General features: G+C 56.4%; 9 protein-coding genes. 3 read left to right on the top strand and 6 right to left on the bottom strand.

The genetic code is table 11. From position 1 onward, the window contains the following. Nucleotides 1-474: 474 nt before the first annotated feature. Both ABD890_RS09255 and ABD890_RS09250 read left to right on the top strand, forming a co-directional pair. On the top strand, nt 475-1515 hold the full coding sequence (locus tag ABD890_RS09255; protein WP_345088111.1) for a DUF1559 family PulG-like putative transporter: 1041 nt from the start codon (nt 475-477) through the stop codon (nt 1513-1515). A 185-nt stretch (nt 1516-1700) separates the two neighbouring features. Then, a complete protein-coding gene (locus tag ABD890_RS09250; protein WP_345088109.1) occupies nt 1701-2201 on the top strand; it encodes a DUF1569 domain-containing protein in 501 nt (166 codons plus the stop codon). Nucleotides 2202-2234: 33 nt separating this feature from the next. Here the strand turns inward: ABD890_RS09250 and ABD890_RS09245 are convergent, their stop codons facing one another. From ABD890_RS09245 to ABD890_RS09225, 5 genes are all read right to left on the bottom strand, one after another. Next, the gene (locus ABD890_RS09245; protein ID WP_345088107.1) at nt 2235-4136 is read right to left on the bottom strand and encodes a M48 family metallopeptidase; all 1902 of its coding nucleotides are present in this window, start codon (nt 4134-4136) and stop codon (nt 2235-2237) included. 221 nt (nt 4137-4357) lie between these two features. Next, complete coding sequence (locus tag ABD890_RS09240; RefSeq protein ID WP_345088105.1) at nt 4358-5941, bottom strand: methyl-accepting chemotaxis protein; 1584 nt, start codon at nt 5939-5941, stop codon at nt 4358-4360. Further along, complete coding sequence (locus ABD890_RS09235; RefSeq protein ID WP_345088103.1) at nt 5934-6626, bottom strand: hypothetical protein; 693 nt, start codon at nt 6624-6626, stop codon at nt 5934-5936. The genes ABD890_RS09240 and ABD890_RS09235 overlap by 8 nt, the downstream gene beginning before the upstream one ends. A 205-nt stretch (nt 6627-6831) precedes the next feature. Continuing rightward, nucleotides 6832-8745 carry a M48 family metallopeptidase gene (locus tag ABD890_RS09230; RefSeq protein ID WP_345088101.1) on the bottom strand — a complete coding sequence of 638 codons (1914 nt, stop codon included), beginning with the start codon at nt 8743-8745 and terminating at the stop codon, nt 6832-6834. 269 nt (nt 8746-9014) lie between these two features. Next, nucleotides 9015-11228, bottom strand: coding sequence for a glutamine synthetase III family protein (locus tag ABD890_RS09225; protein WP_345088099.1), 2214 nt, complete (start codon nt 11226-11228; stop codon nt 9015-9017). A gap of 544 nt (nt 11229-11772) precedes the next feature. Between ABD890_RS09225 and ABD890_RS09220 the strand changes: the two genes are divergently transcribed. Then, nucleotides 11773-13437 carry a tetratricopeptide repeat protein gene (locus tag ABD890_RS09220; protein WP_345088097.1) on the top strand — a complete coding sequence of 555 codons (1665 nt, stop codon included), beginning with the start codon at nt 11773-11775 and terminating at the stop codon, nt 13435-13437. A gap of 40 nt (nt 13438-13477) precedes the next feature. Here ABD890_RS09220 and ABD890_RS09215 read toward each other — a convergent pair whose 3' ends face one another. After that, on the bottom strand, nt 13478-14665 hold the full coding sequence (locus ABD890_RS09215) for an FAD-dependent monooxygenase (RefSeq protein ID WP_345088094.1): 1188 nt from the start codon (nt 14663-14665) through the stop codon (nt 13478-13480). Nucleotides 14666-14763: the final 98 nt, after the last annotated feature.

Below are 14763 nucleotides of genomic sequence, written 5' to 3'. Positions count from 1 at the left end.
CAACGGGGGATTATCTCGCGTTAATTGATGCTGGGAGATCTTAACGGTGACGAACCTATTTATTCGTCATATTTTCTCATGGTGTAGTCAGAAGAAAATGGATAAATTGCCTGAGAAATATTTCGAAGGTGCCCCCTTAGTCGGTAGATACGCTGCTGACGAATACCAAGGAGCGATTCTCGTACATTAAGGGGGTGCGATACCTGTTAGGTAAATTAGTTTGTTTTTGTTGCCTGATTAGCACTCGTGAAGATAAGAAAGTTGAGTATAAAGAAATACGCAGCGCTTTTCATGCAGTAGGGTTTCTCATCAATCTCTCTGCAAACCTCGCTGGGTAACACGGCCATAGAGGCACGGGGAGATCAACTCTCCGGGGTCGTACTACCGGTTCTCGCATCAGTTCAACGGCGGGAGCTCACTCACATCTAGTTCTAATTTTCTTGCATCTCTCTGGGGACAGAGAAGGAGACGTTCGTGACTCATTCTTGGAATGCCCGCCGGGGGTTTACCCTGGTGGAACTGCTCGTTGTGATCGCCATTATTGGCGTATTGATCGCCCTGCTTCTGCCGGCGGTCCAGCAGGCTCGTGAAGCCGCTCGTCGTATTCAGTGCAACAACCAGCTGAAGCAGCTCGGTTTGGCCATGCACAACTACCACGACACGTACATCAGCAAACTGCCTTTCAACTCGTGCTACATCAGCGGGTCGGGCAACACCACTGCTCCATCGTTCTTCGTGCGTCTGCTGCCGTTCGTCGAACAGAACGCTGCTTACGATGCGTTGGATTGGAGCGGTTTCAACAACGGTACCTTCATCACCGACAATACCCAGACCGGCGATCCACTGCTGGCCCTGCGTGTTGACGGCCTGTGGTGCCCATCGAGCCCACTGCCAGAAACCCTGAACAATGTTCAGCTGACCAGCTACACCGGTATCGGTGGTACTGCTCAGAAGTGGAGCACCTCGGCTGCCGCGGTTCAGAACATCGACTCGACCAAGAAGGCCCAGTACTACAACGGTATGGTGGTCGCCAAGGGTGACGGTTCGAACCCAATCGGTTTGGAAAGTGCAACCGACGGCACCAGCAATACCATGATGATCAGCGAATGCAGCAACTACTTCTACGATGCCAATCGCGTGAAGCAAGTTGACACCATTCGTACCAGCATGGGGCCAAACAGCGTCGGTGGTGCTTGGAACGGTCTGGGCTTCACCAGCACCGGTACCGGTACGGTCACGACTGCTCAGAACGTTACGTTCATCGACCTCGATCCAACCAGCAACACTACGGTTCCTTACCTGGGTAACATCAACTCGGGCGTCAACGCCGGCAGCTCGCCAGTTCTGGGCAACGCTAAAGGCAACGCTGCGATTCCGCTGACTGCAGCTCACCCAGGTGGTGTGCTGACCGTTCTGGCCGATGGTTCGTGCCAGTTCATCTCGGAAACCGTTGCCGGTCAGGTTCTGGTCAGCTTGGCCAACCGTCAAGACGGCAACGTTATCCCGGATTATTAATGGTCACGGGCTAACCGCTTGATTCACCAGAAGGCGAGAGCATCCATCGATGCTCTCGCTTTTTTTATGCGCCGATTTTCGCTAAGTCATGGCTGAAACTGTAAGCTAACCGACGGAAGTATTTCCTGCAGAGCGCGATTCTTGAAGGCGGGGCCAATCGAAGCAAAGCAGAAGGAGCAGAGGCGATGGCAGTCAACACGAAGGGAGTCCAGGGGCGACGCGAAGTACACTATCGCACGCCGCAAGAGGTTTTGGCCGATGCACGCCAGCTTGCCGAAGCCGAGCATATCGAGACGCTGGGGAACTGGAGTCCTGGACAGATCTTCGATCATCTGGCAAAGGCTTTTGATATGGCGATCGATGGTGCCAACTTTCGTGCCTTCTTTCTGCTGCGGTGGTTTGCGACGCTGTTTCTGAAGCGAAAGTTTCTGGAACGAGGGTTACCACCTGGACTGCCAACGAACGAACGCTTCGTGCCAGAGCCGATCGACACCGATGCCGGTCTCGCCAGGCTGGAAGATGCGATTGGTCGCTACTTGCAGGACCCACGCCGAGCACTGCACCCGATCTTCGGTAAGCTGACGCCCGAGGAGTGGACGCAGTTCCAGTTGCGGCACTGCGAGATGCACATGAGCTTTCTCAAGGTGCAGCAAGACGTCGCATCGTCAGCAATGGCCGATGCTTAACCGTCCGAGAGCCGCTCTGACGCCCTCCGAGACCTAATCGAAGGAGAAGGTCTCGCCAGGCTCAGCGACGTTCACAGGCTCCTCCTGCGACTGCTGATAGGCGATGGCCGACATGGCCCGGGCATAATATTGCTCGAGGATATGAATCGCTTGCTGCTGTTCGGCTTGCTTGCCGCTCAGTGGCAGCTTGATGGTCCGTTTCTTTCCGTCACGCTTCACAACCAAATCGAGGCGGGCACCCCACTGATTTTCAAGGGTCATGCTCTCGATCTCGCGGTAATAGGTCGGCTGGTCCCAGTCCTCGAACGTGAGCTTCTCGAAGTCAAAGTACACCGTGCGGTTCTTATTGGCAGGGGCGTCGACTGCCGGGAAGAACTTCTCGACCAGTTCCTGTTCTTCAGCATTCGAGGGGATATAGCGATACGCCAGGATGTTCTCGTGGAACTGGCGGAATTGTTCCTCGTAATGTTCCCATTGCTCTCGTTCCAGGTCGTCGGCTCGCTCGATCTTCAGGAACCAAGGCCCCAGCGAGTCGTCTCCCAAGGCAGGTCGCATGACATCTGGGGTCGCGGAAAAGCCGAGGGCTTCCAGGCGAGCGTGTAGCGGGGGATGGAAATCAAACGGATGCGTGGTGGTCAGTTCGCCGGCGTCGCGTTTGTCGACGAAAGCGGTTGCATACTCAAGAAAGCCGCCGTCGATTCGTTGCGATAAATTGACTTGTTGGTGAGCCTGATCGGCGTCGAAGAACTCTTGTTCCAGTTCGTTGCGATAGTACGAGTAAGCGGTGATACGAAGCAGGGCCTGGGCCATCGACTGCGGCGAGGTGCCGCTGGCGGCCAGGCGATCGGCTCTGAACTCGCGTTGGCGGCTGAGACTGCCCAACGAGACTTCAAACAGCATGCGGAACATCACGGCGAAGTAGAAGACCGGTAGCGAAATACCCCCGTCGTGCAGACCTTGTAGGAAGTGGCCATACTTGGCCAGCAGTGGGCTGATCTTTTGCGTGTATAGGGTGTCGTCGCCGTTGAAGTGTGCCAGTTCGTGCAGCAGCACCGCGTCTGCTTCGTCCCCCGGCAGTTTCTTCAGAAGGGAGAGGCTGACGAACAGTGTCCGCCCGGTATAGGTTTCCAGTTCGTCGCTATCTTTCACCTTCAGCTTCACGGGGCACTGCGTCACGAAGAAGCTATCGTCGATCCCCGCAATTACATGGTCCGGCGGGGCGGTTTGCATCGCCGCGCTGAGCCGTTCCAGGTCGTACCAAAGCTGCGGGGCCATCTCGGGTGTGATCTTGTGTCCTTCGATCACGAAGTCGCCGTCGACCTTCTTGAAGATCGCCATGACCACGGCACCCATCGCAGCGAGGGCCATTACGCCAAACACCACCAGCAGTTTGATGATGTAAATCTCGAAGAAAAAGGCCGGGATCCAGAATGAAAGCGAGAACACCAGCAGCGACTGGGCGATCACTTCCAGTGTGCAAAACAGGCGTAGAGTATGCCATCCGGCCAGCAGGCTGTAATACTGCATCGCTTGCGAACGAAGCGAGAGCAGGACGCTGATTCCAATCAGGATACAGGTCCCTACGCCCGCCAGAATACAGAACCACGCAACGCGAATCGCCCAGATGATCGAGAGCTGCATGTACAGGTAATCGGCCGGCAATCCGTTTCGCCAAGCGACCAGTTCCGGCTCGCTGGAGACCAGCAGCGACGACAGATCGACGTTCTCGATCTGAGCCAATTCTTCGGCTCGCTCTTGTGGATTGAGCGTCCTATCGGCTTTGATTTCGTCCCGCATGCCTTGGCGGAAGAATTCGTCGTACGTCCCTTGAACATGCTCGTAGAAGAACAGGCACGCCACCGGAATCAGGAACAGAGCCAATGCCGGATAGATGTAAGTTTTAACGAACCCGAGACTCGAAAAGTTTTGCGACATGCGACAAGGTGCCTGCGTGGGAACCGTTCGTACGATGGGGCACGAAACGTTCGCAGTGGACAGCAGAGAAGGGAAAGACGCGTCTTGCGTTATCTTGGCATGCTCGCAGTATGAGGAAGCTTGCGTTCCAGGGCAAGAAAAACTTTCGGTTCGAAAAGAAAGCAGGCCACCTCCTTCATCAGGAAGCGGCCTGAGTGGTTGTTCGACGGTAGACGAGCGGCCTACGGCGAGCTCGCTAATTGCCGGGTGTCGGTGTCGCGGAATTGGAACTTACCAACGCATTGGCTAAGCTCTTGAGCCAGGTTTGCCAGCACGTCCCCTTCATCAGAGAGCTGGTCCCCGTTGCTACGTGTGATCGATTGGGCCTCCTGCAGTCGTGTCAATTGCGACTGAAGACGCATCGCGGACTCGGCTTGCGAGTGAGTCAGGTGGCCGATACTCGTCGTTTGCGAAGTGATCGACTCGACCGACGCAACCACCTGTTTGAATTGTTCGGCGGTTCGGTTGCTTTTCTCAACACCTGTCTGAATGTGCTGCCGGGTTTGTTCAATCAAGGCGGTGACCTGGGCGATGTTGTGATCGCAGCGGCCGGCAAGTTCTTTCACTTGCTGGGCCACCACCGCAAATCCGCGGCCTGCTTCGCCGGAACGTGCCGCTTCGATCGAGGCATTCAGTGCGAGCAAATTGGTTTGCTTGGCAAGTTCCTGAATGGTGCCGATAGTCGAGATCATTTCGTCGGCACTGTCTTGAATCGTTTTCATCGATCTTTCTGAGTCGGCGAGCGCTTCGGAGCCGAGATGAGCGATCTGGTTGGCTGCGATCGAAGTCGCTTCGGCCTGGGAGACATTTTCGCGAATCGCTTGAATCGACTCGTTGATCGCGATCACTTCGTTTGCCATGTGGTTCAGGGAATGTCCCTGGCTGGTGATACCATCGGAAAGCGTCGACGAACTGGTATGCAGTTGTGTCGAACTCGAGGTCACGCCTTTCACGCTGCGCGAGAAAGTGGCAATCACCTGGTTCCATGATTCGATCGTGTGTTGGATGTCGGTTCGCAGTGATCTCACCATGCCATCGTGCACTTCTGGAATCGTCACCGTCAGATCGCCATGACTGGCTCGATCAAAGACCGGGCGGAGCGAGTCAATCGCCGATCGCAGGGCTTCGTGCTGGCGGCTGCTGGCAACTTGCTCGCGAGCCAGGCTCGACGAATCGTGTAGGGAAGCATAAATGCCAACCAGCAGGACCGCATCTTCAATCACGACCCACGCGGCATGTTCCAGTGCTAGAACAACGGCTGGATCCGAGAGGCCAAAGATCGAGTACGGCCAGAACACCGCACGCAGTAAGTGATCAGCAGCCGTAAACCCGGTGGCGGCCAGCAGCACCAGGGGATCGCGGTAAAGCGAAAGGAACGCCAGCGATGCGAAGACATGAAAGTGGACTTCCGTGCGTCCGCCACTAATGTGAATGAACAATGCCGAAAAAGCGGCCTGCGAAATCGCCATCACGTAGCGAGTCATGCGATCGCGAGAGCGGTAGTAACCGAGGTACGCCGGCAGAACGCCCAGCAAGATCGCCAGAATCGCCGAGCCCCACACGTGATTGTGGATGCTGCTTTCATGGCCTGCCCAGGTCCGTGGTGTCAGGAAGATGGCTAGAGCCAGGGCGATGGCCGCCTGCAGCAACATAAGGTTGGCAAACAGGCGATTGGTTCGTTGGTCGGCTGCCACTTCTCTTTGAAGGACGAGGGCGGTCTCTTGCGGATCGAGGCCTTCGTATTGTGGAAACAAAATTTTATTCATGATGGTTCCCATTTTCGCAGCATGGGGAAGGAATGAACGTTTCGGCCGAGGCCAGATTCGACGTCGCAAGCGGCTCGCTTCCCTTCAGTGGGCAGCCAAACACAGGGAACTGCTTGCGACCAGTCGACCAGCCTTCGATCACCGAACTGAGGCAGGCCAGGCCGGAGTTATTGCCTTCATGGCCCCGCCGAGAGGTCACGCCTCCGCTAAAGCGAAGATTGCCCAGTTCATCGAACAGCAGGCAATGGCCGCTGGTAGTCACGCGAAAGCGATCTGCTTCGTGGCCGTCGATATCACGATGAACTTCAATGGATGGACGCGACTGCCAGCGTGCCACATGTCCGCGGCAACTGCCGGTGGTCAGCCAATTCGATTCGAATGTTTCGTGATGCGAATCACTCAGGCAGACCAGTGTGATCGCGATCGTATGTTGTTCCGCGATGCGTTCAAGATTGTCGAGAGTAGCACGGCTACAGGGGCAATCAGGATGCAGAAACACCAGCAGCGAAGACTCGCCTGACTCGTGATGAATCGCAGAGTCGTTCGGCCAGTTCTCGGGGGGGCGCATGGCAACGCCGGGAGTCGAGCCGTATTGCGTCAACCAACCAAACGTGATCAGCACGGCAAACAGCCAGACACCAAAGGCAACCAAGCTTCCTCGATTCGACGTAGGTAGGGCCGTCATGAGGGGGCTCCCGAACGTTCCGGAAAATTTAAGAATTTTCGAGAGCCTAGGTTATCAGGGATCAGAAGGCTGCACGTTTACGGCAACCCGAGTATCACCTCGCATCGTTTGCTGACGATGATGGTGACGTTCTACCTGTCGAATCGGATGTAGCGATTACGCACCCTGATTCGAGGTAGTCCAGTCCCCGTCAAAAGCCTTGCGATCAGGAGGTCGCCAGGCTCGGATCGATCAGCCGACTATCGCTTTGCGAGGCTAAGGCGGCCTCGCATTCGGCCTGGTAGGCATGGGCAAAATCGCTGCGGTTGGAGTACCGTTCCATATTTTCACGAACGGCCATTTCCTGCTCGACATCGTTGCGGGTAAGTGGAATCTTCACCTTCAACGGAATCTCCATGCGGCGATACGAGACGATGATATAGGTTTGCTCCTCGCGGAAGATCTCGAACGTTTCGACCTCGTGGTAATAAATGGGATGCTCCCAGTTTTCAAATGACATCTTCTCGAAGTCGAGAAACAGTCGCCGTCCATAGGCCACGGGGATATCGATCGGAGGGAAATACTTTTCGACGAGCGCCCGTTCGGTGTCGTTGGAAGGGAGATAGCGATGCACGAGCATCGTTTCGTGGAACGTTCGGAACTCCGCTTCGTAGACACTCCACTGCTGGCGTTCGATCTCTTCGGCATCGTAGATATTGCGATACCAAGGCCCAGCCGACTCGTCCGCCAGGGCCGTTCGTAGCGTGTGGGCGTCGGCCTGAAAGCCGATGAACTGGAGTCGCTGCTGCACCGGAGGATGCGAGTCGAACGGATGCACCGAGGTCAACTCGCCAATGGGATGGTCGTCGAAATAACTTTCCACGAAGGGGCGGAAGCCTTCGTCCAGCCGTTTCGAGATGGTTGAGTTGGCGTCGATCGCTGCGGCTTCGTAGATCTCTTCTTCGCATTGGTCGCGATACTGCGAAAACGCGACAGCACGCAGCAAGGCAAAAGCAAACGCTTCCGGCGATGTATATCGAGCGGCAATCTGATCGGCGCGGTGTTCGCGATCGCGAGCAACCTTGCCATGGAGCGAGTGATTGATCACTAGTTGCAGCATCGCCAGGTGATGAATCGGGCGCGTCAGCCAGTGCTCGTAAAGACTCTCGGCATAGGCGTAGTGTCGTTCGAACAGTGGAGCGATTCGCTGTGAATAAATCGTGTCATTGCCGCTGAAGTGAGCCATCTCGTGCAACAGGATCGCGTCGGCTTCGTGGTCAGGCAACTGCTTCAGTAGCGGTAGGCTGACGTACAAGATTCTTCCACGTAACGTGCGTCGCATGACATCGTCGATCGGCAATACGACCGGGCACTCGGTTACCCAGAATCCATCTTCGATGCCTGCGACGACATAGTCGGGTGGTGATGTTCCTGCTTTGAAGCACAAGCGATCCAGGTCATCCCAGAAGAGCGGGGCGCTCTCACGTTCGATGAGCACACCAGAGACTTCATGGCGCAGGTCGACACGTTTGAACATGGCAGCCGCCGCAGCACCAACGCCTGCGAGGCCAGCGCCACCGATGAAGAAAAGGAACTTCGTCGCTCCGAGGCTGCTATGCGAGAAGAGATACGCCGAGATCAAGCCGATGATGATGGTCGTTTGAGCGATCAGCTCCAGCAGGCCAACGATGCTGATGAGATACCATCCGCCGAGCAGCGAGTAGTAAAGCATTTCGTTCGAGCGAATCGAAAGGCCTGAGCCAATCGAGATAAGCAGCAGCGTCGCCAGCCCCAATCCAATGCAGCCCCAACTCAGCAGAACGACCCCTTTGTAGGTCAAATAGGTTGGAATATCGAGCGGCCTTAGTTCGCTGTCCCAGCGGCTTAACGTCTTGTTTTCTTTGTTGAGGATCGACCAGGTCGAGGTCTTTTCCAGGGCTTTCAGGGCACTGTTCTTCTGCTGCAGATTGAGCCCAGGGGTGGTATTGATGGCACGCTGAAACCGCGCCGCCAGTTGCTGTTCAAATTCAGGTTGAAAGTGGCCACAGACCAGCAGGGCACCGATTGGAATTAGAAACAGGGTCAGGGCCGGCAATACGAATGAGCGTACTAGCGAGAGCGGTGGCGAGTGCTGTGGCATGGCGAGAGAGTCTCCTGGGCGAAGAGAGACAGTGTGCGAGTGGTTCGTAGGAGCCCAAGCTGAATAAGCGGCCGAGAAGATTGGAACGGCCTAACGAGACTCCCCTAATGGGAGTGTATGATCCGATTGGACTAGGGGGCTAAACTTGCACGATAGAGGCAATTAGCGCCAGAAAGAATTGGTGTGAATCCCAAGAAAAGAAGCAGGCCGAGATGTGAAGTCTCGGCCTGCTTCCGTGGAAAGATTGAATTGGCAACGCCAACTTCCGCTTAGCGGATGAAGAGCATTTCCTGGTAGGTTGGCAGTGGCCACAGGTCGTCGGCAACGTAGCCTTCCAGTTCGTCGGCGTACTTACGAACTTCGTTCATCGCCGGCAGGACATCGTAGCAGCAAGCGTTGGCCTTCTTGTGCCAGCATTCGATTTCGTCGGCCTTGGCAGCGGCAGCTTCCAGGGTGGCGACACTGTCCTGGAGCGACTTGACCAGGGTGGTCATCTTGTCCAGGGTGTCTTTGTCGAAATCGTAACCCAGAGCCTGAAGGTTCGCACAAGTCGAAGCCAGTTCGTTCTGGTAGCGGATCGAAGCTGGGAAGATCATCGTGCGAGCGATTTCGACGGTGAGCTTCGTTTCGACGCTGATCGACTTGCAGTACTGTTCCAGGTAGATTTCCAGACGGCTTTCCAGCTCGCGTTCCGAGAGGACACCGTACTTGGTGAACAGGTCTTTGACTTCTGGCTTTTCCAGGAAAGGCAGAGCATCGGCGGTGGTCTTCAGGTTCAGCAGACCACGCTTTTCAGCTTCCTGGTGCCATTCTTCCGAGTAACCGTCGCCGTTGAACACGACCGCGCCATGTTCGTTGATGATGTCGGTCAGCAGCTTCTGGATGGCTCCGTTCAGCTTCGAGCTGTCGCCGCCGGTGGCTTCTTCCAGCTTGGTCGCACAGTAGTCCAACGATTCAGCAACGATGGTGTTCATCGCGACGAGCGGACCAGCGATCGACTGGTTCGAGCCAACAGCACGGAATTCAAAGCGGTTGCCAGTGAAGGCGAATGGGCTGGTACGGTTACGGTCGCCAGCATCCTTCGGCAATGGCGGAAGAACGTCAGCACCGATTTCCAGCGTGCCCTTTGGCAGCGAGCTGCTGGCACCGCCGCCCTTGATCTGCTCGAACACGTCGGCCAGCTGAGTGCCGAGGAAGATCGAGATGATCGCAGGAGGAGCTTCGTTGGCACCCAAACGGTGATCGTTGGAAGCCGAGGCAACCACAGCACGCAGCAGACCCTGGAACTTGTGCACGGCACGGATAACGGCACCGCAGAACACGAGGAACTGAGCGTTTTCGTGTGGGGTGTCGCCTGGATCGAGCAGGTTGCCTTGCGAGGCACTGCCCATCGACCAGTTGACGTGCTTACCCGAACCATTGACGCCGGCGAACGGCTTTTCGTGGATCAAGCAGGCCATGCCGTACTTTTCGGCGACGCGTTTCAGCGTGATCATGACCAGCTGCTGATGGTCGGTCGCGACGTTGGCGAACTCGAACATCGGAGCGATTTCGTACTGGCCAGGGGCGACTTCGTTGTGACGAGTCTTGACCGGGATGCCCAGCTTGAACAGCTCGCGTTCGGTTTCCAGCATGAACGCGAGAACGCGATCTGGAATAGCACCGAAGTAATGGTCGTCGAATTCCTGACCCTTAGGAGGCTGGGCACCGAACAGGGTTCGGCCAGCATTGAGCAAGTCAGGACGTGCGAAGAAGAAGTTGCGATCGACCAGGAAGTATTCCTGTTCTGGACCGGCGGTCGAGCTGACCATGGCGCCGTCGGTATGACCGAACAGGCTCAGGATGCGCTGAGCTTGCTTGTTCAAAGCCTGCATCGAACGCAGAACCGGGGTCTTCTTATCGAGCGCTTCGCCAGTCCACGAAACAAACGCCGTTGGAATGCACAGCGTGGTTCCGTTCGGGTTTTCCATGATGTAGGCAGGGCTGGTAACGTCCCAAGCGGTGTAACCGCGGGCTTCAAACGTCTGGCGGATACCGCCCGATGGGAAGCTGGAACCGTCTGGTTCGCCCTGGATCAGTTGCGAGCCACTGAATTCGGCGATGGCGCTGCCGGAACCATCTGGGCTAAGGAAGCTATCGTGCTTTTCGGCGGTGAAACCGGTCAGCGGATAGAAGACGTGGGCGTAGTGGGTCGCACCCTTTTCAATGGCCCAATCCTTCATGGCCGAAGCGACGTAGTCGGCGACGGTCGTATCGAGCTTTTCGCCCGTTTCGATCGTCTTCATCAGCGACTTAAAGATTGGCTTAGGAAGACGGTCCTTCATGACCGATTTGCTGAAGACGTTTGCGCAGAACAGTTCCTGGGTTGGGGTTTCCAGGAAGTTCATGGCTGGAGCGGAGGGCTTGTAGTTGGTAACCGCGGAGATGGCTGCCATTCGAGCCGAACCGCCCATGTACCCACTACCGCTGCCTACGGAGTTCATTCCGCAAGAGCCCGCCTTACCTTTCGATGCCGTACTCACTAGTGTGTGACCTCCAAAGCCTTAGCGCGAACGGCGACCCCTGGGGAAGGGATCCGCGTCACGCTTTTCGTTGTTGAAATTCCCTTACGATCGATACGCTTCGCGATCCCTGCAGAAGCATGGTGCGGAGTGATAGCAATTACCATGCCGCATCGTCAGAAGGGTCAAAATCGCTAGAAAATGACCCCGGAATGGGTAGCCTCTGCGCGCGAAGTGAGCGTGACCTGCATAGAAATGTAGCAAAAAAGTATTGCCGAGGCCTCTTTTTTAAACTTTGCAAAAAGGGTGCCGACCGCACTGCCGGGGGAGATCAATTTTTGATCACCAGCCCCCAGCACGTCGTCGCACTTTCGGAAAGTCTCTTCCATCGGCCGAACATTTCTGCCCCCAGAAGGTCTCTTCCGGTGGTCACTGTCGCTAAACTTAAAGCGCTGCATAGTCAAAGGGAAGTAGGCAAATGGGCCAAATGGCTCACGGGGCAAAACTATCTTGGGGGATCCGTTTCATGCTTACTCGTATCCAAAAGCTCGTTTCAGTAGGGTGCCTTCTACTGACATCGCTCGCCATGGCGGTACCTCTCCACGCGGAACCGCCCCAGGTCGACGTTCCCATGTTCCCCGGTTTGGGAAAGCATGGGATGAAGATCTCGACCGAGCAGCCACAAGCTCAGGCCTACTTCAATCAAGGCCTGGCGTTTATGTATGGCTTCAATCATGACGAAGCCATACGTAGCTTCCACGCTGCCGCGAAGCTCGATCCGCAGTGCCCGGCGCCGTGGTGGGCGATTTCGTTTGCCAACGGACCGAACATCAACTATCCGCTGCTCGACGAAAAACACGCACCACTGGCCTGGGATGCCTTGCAAAAGGCCAAGGAGCTTGCCAAGAACGGATCGCCCCTCGAACAAGCCCTGATCGCCGCCCTGGAAGAACGTTACGCCGACCCGCCGCCTGCCGATCGCAAACCGCTCGATCAAGCGTTTGCCAAGGCGATGCGAAACGTCTGGCAGAAGTATCCCAATCAAGCAGACGTGGGCGCGATCTTCGCTGAGAGCCTGATGGATCTTTGGCCGTGGGATCTGTGGCAGAAGGCAGGGGCCGCCAATCCCGACACGGCCGAAGTGATGCGCACACTAGAAGCGGTTCTGCAGCAGTCACCGAATCATCCTCTGGCACTGCATCTATATATCCATACGCTCGAAGCTTCCGGAGAAGTTGCCAAAGCGGCCGACGAAGCGGATCGGCTTCGTGATCTGCAGCCTGGTCTCGGGCATATGGTTCACATGCCAAGCCACATCGACGTTCGACTAGGAGCGTGGCGGAAGGCAATCGTCGCGAACGAAAAGGCGATCGAGGCCGATGCTGCATACAAGGCTCAGTCGCCCGATCAAGACTTCTTCCGGATCTACATGGCCCACAATCGGCATATGCTGGCGTTTGCCGCCATGATGATCGGGCAAGAGAAAGTGGCGACCGAGCAAATCGATTTGATGCTCGAAGAAATGCCGGAAGCTTGGGTGGAAGCGAACGCTCCGTTCGTCGATGGAATGCATAGCATGCCGTACGAAATGCATATTCGGTTTGGACGCTGGGATGCAATCCTGGAGGAGCCAGAGCCTGCCGAGCACTTCCCGATTTGCCGAGCGATGCGACACTTCGCACGTGGCGTTGCTTACGCCGCAAAGAAGCAGCCAGAGAAGGCTCGCCAAGAGCAGGCCATCTTCCAAAAGCTGAAAGACGCGATGCCAGAGGATACCTACTTTGTGCTGAACCCTGCCAACGTTGTTCTGGCGGTCGCTGACAACATGCTGGAAGGGGAAATCCTCTACCGCGAAGGGAAGATCGATCAGGCCGTAGCGAGTTTGCAGAAGGCAGCCGAACTGGAAGACGAGCTTCGCTATACCGAGCCGCCAGACTGGATTCAGCCGGTGCGTCACGCGTTGGCGGCAACCTTGATGGATGCCAAACGCTATGCCGAAGCCGAGAAGGTGTTGCGCCGCGATCTCGAGATTCATCCGCACAACGGCTGGGCATTGTACGACCTGGCCCGCAGTCTCCGGATGCAAGACAAGTGGGACGAAGCCGACAAAGTTCAGGCTCAGTTCGAGATCGCCTGGAAAGACTCGGACGTCAAAATGAGCTCGGCGTGCATGTGCTTGCCGGCTCAATAGTCCGTGAAAGAAAGAGACTGACTCCGCGCGATCGGCTGGGTCAGTCTCGTCGTCGCTTGCGTGGCTTTTCGTCGGCGGCTGCCGATTCGCTGGCCGCTTTCTTCTGCATGAGCGGAAGGGGATGATCGAGACCGGTTAAGGTCTTGAGCATGTTCTCGCGGATGCTCTTCCAGCGCATGACACGTGGGAGCATCACATTGCGAATGGTACGTCGCATCCACGACTCGCCTTTGGCGAAATCGGTGATGGTGCGAATCCGCTGGACGACGGCATTGTCGACCGGCCAACGCTGTTGATCGTAAAGCTTTAGTTCGTCTCGCTTGGCAAGTTCGGCGAAGACCCAGGCATCTTCGATTCCCAGGTTCATGCCGCGGGCACCCACCGGCGAATGCAGATGAGCTGCGTCGCCAGCGAAGTAAACCTGGCCGACGCTCATCGATTCGACCACGCGATGCGCGATGTGGAACGACGAATTCCAAAGCGATTCGCCAATCAGATTCGATTCGGTCAGCTGGGCTAACGGTTCTGGGTAATTGCCCATCACACGCCATACGGTTGGCTCGCCTGGCTTTTCTTCGCCGGTGTAGATCGGCAACAGAAACAGGAAGCCATCGTCCAGCAGCTTGATGTGGGCTCGGTCTGGGGCGAAGTCGGATGCCAGCGGAATGTCGTCCAGCACCCAAGCTCGTTCGTAGGTGTCGCCGGCGAAGGGGACATGCACCGACTTGCGAGCGACGCTGTGGGCACCGTCGGCGGCCAGGATCCACGGTGCATCGATCTGCAGGTGCGACTGTGTTTCGGAGTGGACCAGGTTCGCTTTGCCTTGGATCAGGGCAGGGGACTCGACCAGCTCAAGCTGACGTTCGATCTCGATTCCTTTGCGGGCGAGATGTTCGCTCAAGACCCGCTCGGTCGTGGCTTGCGAGAGTGCCAGCATGAAGGGAAAACGGTGTTCGAGGTCGTTGAAGTCGATCTCGGCGATGATTTTGTCGTTGCGATGGAAGGTCGTGCCATGGATCTTCCGGCCAAGCCCCAGCAATTGATCGGTGATCCCGCTCTCTTCCAGCAGTTCCAGCGTCCGGGGATTGATGGCCAGGGCTTTCGAGAACTTGGACCGTTCCGCCCGTTTATCGACGATGCGCGGCACGATTCCGTCCTGAGACAGGAAGGTCGCGGCCGCCATTCCGACGGGACCTGCACCAATAATGAGGGGTGTGGAGAGCGTCATGCAGTCGATTCAGCGCGAGGAATACGTCTTTCGGTCGAAAAACACTACCCCTCACACTAGGTTGCTGTAGGGTTATCTGCAACCGAGGATGTCAGGGG

The sequence above is a fragment of the Bremerella cremea genome (assembly GCF_039541315.1).
Lineage (GTDB): Bacteria > Planctomycetota > Planctomycetia > Pirellulales > Pirellulaceae > Bremerella > Bremerella cremea.
The sequence above is the reverse complement of the archived record's forward strand: the minus strand, read 5'-3'. Positions and strand labels throughout refer to the sequence as shown.

Excerpts from the sequence above, each read along its gene's own strand:
- ABD890_RS09230 (WP_345088101.1), bottom strand. The coding sequence starts at position 8,745 with ATGCCACAGCACTCGCCACCGCTCTCGCTAGTACGCTCATTCGTATTG.
- ABD890_RS09240 (WP_345088105.1), bottom strand. The coding sequence starts at position 5,941 with ATGAATAAAATTTTGTTTCCACAATACGAAGGCCTCGATCCGCAAGAG.
- ABD890_RS09215 (WP_345088094.1), bottom strand. The coding sequence starts at position 14,665 with ATGACGCTCTCCACACCCCTCATTATTGGTGCAGGTCCCGTCGGAATG.
- ABD890_RS09220 (WP_345088097.1), top strand. The coding sequence starts at position 11,773 with ATGCTTACTCGTATCCAAAAGCTCGTTTCAGTAGGGTGCCTTCTACTG.
- ABD890_RS09235 (WP_345088103.1), bottom strand. The coding sequence starts at position 6,626 with ATGACGGCCCTACCTACGTCGAATCGAGGAAGCTTGGTTGCCTTTGGT.
- ABD890_RS09245 (WP_345088107.1), bottom strand. The coding sequence starts at position 4,136 with ATGTCGCAAAACTTTTCGAGTCTCGGGTTCGTTAAAACTTACATCTAT.
- ABD890_RS09225 (WP_345088099.1), bottom strand. The coding sequence starts at position 11,228 with ATGAACTCCGTAGGCAGCGGTAGTGGGTACATGGGCGGTTCGGCTCGA.
- ABD890_RS09250 (WP_345088109.1), top strand. The coding sequence starts at position 1,701 with ATGGCAGTCAACACGAAGGGAGTCCAGGGGCGACGCGAAGTACACTAT.